This is a genomic window from Streptomyces sp. SID3212, from assembly GCF_009865405.1.
GTDB lineage: Bacteria > Actinomycetota > Actinomycetes > Streptomycetales > Streptomycetaceae > Streptomyces.
Genome location: NZ_WWJY01000142.1, coordinates 1 through 5,458, shown reverse-complemented (window position 1 = coordinate 5,458; position 5,458 = coordinate 1). Strand labels below are relative to the sequence as shown.

At 73.4% G+C, this 5,458-nt stretch carries 6 protein-coding genes; 3 read left to right on the top strand and 3 right to left on the bottom strand.

The window, feature by feature from the left end; all coding sequences use genetic code 11:
- Nucleotides 1–1,791: DUF3488 and transglutaminase-like domain-containing protein (locus tag GT042_RS04115; protein WP_161307327.1), on the top strand; the 1,791-nt coding region annotated here is incomplete at its 5' end.
- A 76-nt stretch (nt 1,792–1,867) separates the two neighbouring features.
- Here the strand turns inward: GT042_RS04115 and GT042_RS04110 are convergent.
- From GT042_RS04110 to GT042_RS04100, 3 genes are all read right to left on the bottom strand, one after another.
- Nucleotides 1,868–2,263 (bottom strand): DUF3040 domain-containing protein, encoded by a 396-nt coding sequence (locus GT042_RS04110; protein WP_161307326.1) that lies wholly within the window; start codon nt 2,261–2,263, stop codon nt 1,868–1,870.
- Between the two features lie 310 nt (nt 2,264–2,573).
- A complete protein-coding gene (locus GT042_RS04105) occupies nt 2,574–3,359 on the bottom strand; it encodes a methyltransferase (RefSeq protein ID WP_161307325.1) in 786 nt (261 codons plus the stop codon).
- A 93-nt stretch (nt 3,360–3,452) separates the two neighbouring features.
- On the bottom strand, nt 3,453–3,992 hold the full coding sequence (locus GT042_RS04100) for an SAV_6107 family HEPN domain-containing protein (RefSeq protein WP_161307324.1): 540 nt from the start codon (nt 3,990–3,992) through the stop codon (nt 3,453–3,455).
- A 512-nt stretch (nt 3,993–4,504) separates the two neighbouring features.
- Between GT042_RS04100 and GT042_RS04095 the strand changes: the two genes are divergently transcribed.
- Nucleotides 4,505–5,095 carry a DUF4126 domain-containing protein gene (locus tag GT042_RS04095; protein ID WP_161307323.1) on the top strand — a complete coding sequence of 197 codons (591 nt, stop codon included), beginning with the start codon at nt 4,505–4,507 and terminating at the stop codon, nt 5,093–5,095.
- A 10-nt stretch (nt 5,096–5,105) separates the two neighbouring features.
- Nucleotides 5,106–5,458: NAD(P)-binding protein (locus GT042_RS04090; RefSeq protein ID WP_161307322.1), on the top strand; the 353-nt coding region annotated here is incomplete at its 3' end.

The following is a 5,458-nucleotide window of genomic DNA, read 5'->3' as shown; positions in this document are numbered from 1 at the left end:
GCGCCGCCACCGATCCGTACGGGACGCAGGATCGGCGTCGTCGCGCTCGGGGTGGCGCTGGTCGTCCCGCTGGCCCTGCCCGCCCTCGACGGCGGCCTGCTGGCCGGCACCGGCGGCGGGAGCGGTTCGGGACCGGGCGGCGGAGGCACCATCTCGGCGGTGAACCCCCTGGTGTCACTCCAGGACAACCTGAACCAGCCCGAGGACCGCGAGGCGCTGAGCTACCGGACGAACGCGCCCGACACCCAGAACATGTATCTGCGGATCATGGCGCTCGACAAGTTCGACGGCACGTCCTGGCGCTTCTCGCAGCGCAGCATCGAGGACGTCCCCGACGAGTTCCCGACGCCGCAGGGGCTCGACTCCGACGTCCGTACCACCGAGGTCACCACCAGCATCTCGGCCGCCCCCTGGTACCGGCAGGACTATCTGCCGATGCCCTATCCGGCGACGAAGGTCGACATCGACGGACGGTGGCGGTACGAGCCCACGGGCCGGACGCTGGTGGGCGAGAACGGCCAGTCGACGCGCGGCGAGCGGTACGAGGTCAGCAGTCTGCTGGTCGAACCGACCCGTGAGCAGCTCGCCGCGGCGCCCCCGGCCCCTCCGGCGCTGCGCCGGGAGTACACGCAGGTCCCGCGCAGCCTCCCGGCCGTGGTCAAGGAGACCGCGGAGGAGGTCACGGCGGGGTCGGCCAACGACTACGAGCGGGCCGTCAAGCTCCAGGACTGGTTCGCCGTGGACGGCGGGTTCACCTACGACGTCCAGGTCGACTCCGGCACCGGCGTCACCGCGATCACGCGCTTCCTGAAGAACAAGGAAGGCTTCTGCGTCCACTTCTCCTTCACGATGGCCGCGATGGCCCGCACGCTCGGGATCCCGGCGCGGGTCGCGGTGGGCTTCACCCCCGGTACGGCCCAGTCGGACGGGACCGTGTCCGTGGGGCTGCGCGACGCGCACGCCTGGCCCGAGCTGTACTTCGAGGGCGTGGGGTGGACCCGGTTCGAGCCGACGCCGAGCCGGGGCAGCACCCCCGACTACACCCGCCCCGAGGCCCCCTCCGGCAGCGCGAGCGACCCCCAGCTCCCCGACGCCACGGCCTCGGCCGCGCCCTCCACGGAGCCGTCGGCCTCGCAGAGCTGCGACGCGCAGGCCCGGCGGCTGGACGGCTGCGGCACGGTCGCCCCGGGCGCCGCGGTGACCCCGGACGAGCCGGAGAGCCCCTGGTGGTCGGGGATGGGGCTGGCCGCTCTGGTCCTGGCCGTCGTGCTACTCCTCCTGCTGCCGCTGCTGCCCCTCCTGCGCCGGGAGCGGGTGCGCGCCCGGCGGCTGGGTTCGGCGGGCCGTACGGAAGCGGACCTCGCGGCACGGACGCTCGCAGCGTGGCGTGAAATCACCGATACGGCGTGGGACTACGGCATCCCGCCGGACGATTCGCGGACGCCCCGGAAGGCGGCCGAGCGGATCGTGCGGGAGGGTCGTCTGGAGCCGGCCGCGGCGCAGGCCGCGCACCGGCTCGCGGACGCGGTGGAACAGGTGCTGTACGCGCCGGTACCCCGGCCGGGTACGGGGCTGGCCGAGGACGTCCGGCTGGTGCACGAGGGCCTTCGCGCCCCGGCGGGGCGCGCGGCCCGGCTGCGTGCGCTCCTCGCTCCGCGCTCCTCCATTCGGGTGATGTGGGCGCTCTCCGAGCGGTGGTCGGTTCTCACCGACCGGTGGACGGCCCACCGTCTCCATCCGTCCCGCTGGGCGGACACGATCCGCCGGCGCCCCTCCCGCCAGGGGGGCTGAGGGACCGGGTCACGGACATGACGGAGGGGCGGACGCGTCACGCGTCCGCCCCTCCGTCATGAAGAACGTCAGAGACTCACTGGCCCTGTTCGTCGCGGCGGCGCTGCCACCGCTGCTCGATGCGGTTCATCATCGAGCGGCGCTGTCGTGGTTGTCGTCGGCCGGGAGCACCGCCTCCGGCAGCCGGTTGCTCGCCCGGTTTGGGCGCCTTCCGCCAGCCGGTGACCGCCAGGACCGCACAGCCGAGCATGACGAGGAACCCCACCACGCTGATCCAGATCTGCTGAGCGACCATTCCGGCCATGAGGAGCGCGATACCCACCAGGAAGCCTGCGACTGCCTGATAGACCCGTCGTCGGGTGTATGTACGCAGCCCGCTTCCCTCAAGCGCTGTCGCGAACTTGGGATCTTCGGCGTACAGCGCTCGCTCCATTTGCTCGAGCATTCGCTGCTCGTGCTCCGAGAGCGGCACGGAGTCCTCCTAGTCGTCGGTCGCGGGGGGCGACCGGGATGCGGCCCCTTCAAGGATAGGCAGGGAATCGGCCCCCGTGAAACCCGCCCTCAACGCCATTTCGCCAATCCGGGCCGCCATGCCGTTTCAACCGCTGAGGCGTTGATTCCCCAACCATCGATCCGTCATGCCGGATGGTGTACCCCGATCATACGGCGCCCGGGGCTTTCACGGGGGTGCAGTGACGCACTGCATGCGCGGCTGCATCGCTGATCAGCCACACGATCAGCCCCTCGCGGGGTCCTCCCGGGAGGGTGAGGTGCCCCGGGGGTCAGGTCCGCTTCTCGCCCAGGACGTGCAGCTGCGTGGCCACGGCGTGGAACGCGGGCAGCTCGGCGGCGGCCGTCTCCAGCCGCAGCAGCGCCTCCAGCGCCCCCGGCTGGGTGTCCACCAGACCGCCCGGCACGAGGTCCGCGAAGACCCGTACGCCGTGTACGGCACCGACCCGCAGGCCGGCGCCGCCGACCAGGTCCGTCAGTTGCTCGGCGGTGAAGCGCCGGGGTACCGGATCGCCCTCGCCCCAGCGGCCCGCCGGGTCGGTGAGCGCCTGCCTGGCCTCGGTGAAGTGCCCGGCGAGCGCCCTGGCGAGCACGGCACCGCCGAGCCCGGCGGCGAGCAGGCTGAGCGCGCCGGCCGGGCGCAGCGCGTCCGACACGGTCCGTACGCCGTCGGCCGGATCGTCCACGTACTCCAGGACGCCGTGGCAGAGCACCGCGTCGAAGCCGGCCCGTTCGACCACGTCGAAGAGCCCGTGGATGTCACCCTGCACACCGTGGACCCGGTCGGCCACCCCGGCCTCGTCCGCCCGGCGCTCCAGCGCGAAGAGCGCGTTCGGACTCGGGTCTACCACGGTCACCCGGTGTCCGAGGCGGGCGACGGGCACGGCGAAGTTGCCCGTGCCCCCGCCGGTGTCCAGCACGTCGAGGACGTCCGTACCGGCGGCCTTGGCCCGGTGTTCCAGGGCCTCCTTGAGGACCTCCCAGACCACGGCGGTACGGAGGGAGCCCCGGGGGCGCGATGGTGTCTCCCCACCGAAGACAGGGGAAGGGTCCGACACGGCAGTTGACTCCTCGGCGCGGTGCCGCCCCGGGCGGCGGGGCGTGGACGGTGCGGGCTCCGCCCACCCTATTGCCTCGGCCGCCCCCGCCCCTCACCCCACGGCGTCCCCCTGTCCCGGTAACTCCGCCCGGGGCTGGGGCAGGACCGGCGCGAGCACCAGCATCCGCTCCACCAGGCGCAGGAACATGGCCACATCACGCAGGAGGTCGTCGGCGTCGCGGCTGCTCGCCGCGCCCCGTATGCCCGCCTCGGCGCGCGCCCGGCGCGCGGCGCCGGAGGCGAACAGGGCGCTCCACTCGGACAGTTCGGGCGCGATCTCGGGGAGCACCTCCCAGGCGGTCCTGATCCGGCGGCGGCGCGGCGGGGCGGTCTCCGGGCGGCCCCGGGCGGCGAGGACGGCCGCCGCGGTGCGCAGGGCGGCGAGGTGGGCGGTGGCGTAGCGCTCGTTCGGGGTGTCCAGCGTCGCGGCCTCGTCCAGGCCGTCACGGGCCTTGGAGAGCAGGTCGAGGGCGGCCGGCGGGGCCGTGGCCCTTCGCAGGACAGGGTGGACGTCGCTCGGTGGTCCGGTCAGTGAGGGGGCAGGGCCACCCGTAGGGCGCCGACGTGCGGCACCGGCGTGGGAGCTGGCCATGGCGGAACCTCCTGTCCTCGTGTGACGGCTCTGTGGCCGTATGTGTTCATCGTGGAGCACGCCACTGACAATCACCCCTGACCTGCGACGTTGCCTCGTACACAGGTGGGGGCGAGGTTTTTCGCGGCGACGCCCGGGCAACGGCCCCGGGCTCCCCGGACACACGAGTGCGCCGGTCCGGCGGGACTCGGTCCTCCCGAGCCCCGCCGAACCGGCGCGTTCCCCCCGTACCTCCCCCGTTCCCCCCGTTTCCCCCGTTCCCCCCTGTCCAGCTCCCCCGTACCCCCGTGCCCCCGTGCCCGTACCTCCTGCCGCGTCAGGGGTGCAGCACCGTTCCGCAGCCCCGTGCCGGCGGTGCCGGCGCCGCGCCCCTTCCGTGGTTCCCACTCTCCCCTCCGCGCCGGGGGCGGCCCATCCGCGCGCCTACTCAACTCACGCGGTGAGTAGGCGTACTCAGAACCGGGTTCCCGACCCCATCCCGCTGCGGGCCCGCCGTGGCTACGATCGCGTCCGTGTCCGTACTCCCCCTCGTTTTCACCAGCGGCTGGGCCAGCGGGATCAACGCCTACGCGGTGGTCCTGCTGTTCGGCGTGTTCGGCGCCACCGGGCTGACCGACGAGGTGCCCGCCCCGCTCCAGCGCACCGACGTGCTGATAGCCGCCGGCCTGCTCTTCCTCTGCGAGGCCGTCGCCGACAAGATCCCGTACGTCGACACCGTCTGGGACACCGTGCACACGGTGATCAGGCCCGTGTCGGGCGCGGTCGTCGGGGCGTTGCTCGCCGGTCAGAGCGGTTCGCTGCCCGACCTCGCGGCGGGCGCGGTCGGCGGCTCCACCGCGCTGGTCAGCCATCTGGTCAAGGCCGGGACGCGGATGGCGGTGAACACCTCCCCCGAGCCGTTCAGCAACATCGTCCTGAGCACACTGGAGGATCTGGGCGTCGCCGGGATCATCACGTTCGCCCTCTTCCATCCGGTCGCCGCCGCCTCGATCGCCGCCACGCTGCTGGTGGCGGGCGTCGTGACGGCGGTCTTCCTGGCCTCCCGGATCCGCCGTTTCCTGCGGCGCAGGGCGCGGGGACCCGCTGTCAGCGGCCCCGGATAAAGTCCCTGGCATGGCACGGATTGTGGTGATCGGCGCGGGCATGGGCGCCATGGCGGCGGCCGCCCGGCTGGCGGTGGCGGGCCACCGGGTGACGGTGTACGAACGCGCGGCGACGTACGGCGGGTCGGTGGGCCGGTTCTCGCGCGCGGGCTTCGTCTTCGACACCGGGCCGGGGCTGCTGCATCTGCCGGCGGTGTACCGCGACCTGTTCGTCAAGACCGGCAAGGAGCCGTTGGAGGCCTGCGTCGAGCTGCGGCAGGTGGACCCGGCGGCCCGGCACGTGTTCGCGGACGGTACGGACGTCCTGCTGCCCGACGCGTCGCGGGGCGGGGTCGTCGCGGCCCTGGACGCGGCGCTGGGCGC